Source organism: Vibrio sp. 811 (genome assembly GCF_033339195.1).
Window position 1 is genome coordinate 1 of the sequence record NZ_JAWOUB010000523.1, and the last position, 638, is coordinate 638.

Here is a 638-nt window from a genome sequence, read left to right on the forward strand (position 1 = left end):
AGGCGAGGGAATTTGTCGACGCCCATTCCGCTGGCTCCATGACAAGTCGCGCAAGCTGGAATGTTTCTATCCCAATCACCTTGGAAGATCAATTTACGATACGGGTTACGAATGTCGGCTTGGTCGCCGCGTTGCTCTGGGTTAGTGAACTCGTAGCTTGGAAGATTAGCAAAGTAATCCATGACTTCTTTACGAACGGCAGGATCGCTAAGCTCTTTCGCCATGCCTTGCATTACTACGTTTTGTCGTTCGCCACTAAGGAAGAGTTCTATTTGGGTGTTGAGATAATTCGCGTTCAGACCAGCAATCATAGGCGCAATGTTTGGTTGACCCATACCATCTTGGCCGTGACAACCGCTGCACACGCTGGCTTTTTCAGGAATAGACGAGGCGCTTGCGCCCATTGTGGTTGCCAGCAAACAGGCCGTCACCACAGGTAGTATTTTTGACATGCTGACTCACTTTAATTGTTATTAATATCTCCAAGTGTCTACTGTGATAGTGACTTGGGTGCTGTATTGTCGGCTTTGTCAATAACTAAAGGTATTGTGGATTTCCACATATTTAGAGGATGTGAAGAGCTGCTAAATGGCAGCTCTTCAGGTTTGGTTGTCTACTAAGCTTTGCGGATTTTGGCT

General features: G+C 46.9%; 1 protein-coding gene. It reads right to left on the reverse strand.

The features are described 5' to 3' along the window. The coding region (locus tag R7Q46_RS27870) for a c-type cytochrome (protein ID WP_411978785.1) at positions 1-404 on the reverse strand (404 nt) is incomplete at its 3' end. Positions 405-638 lie beyond the last annotated feature (234 nt).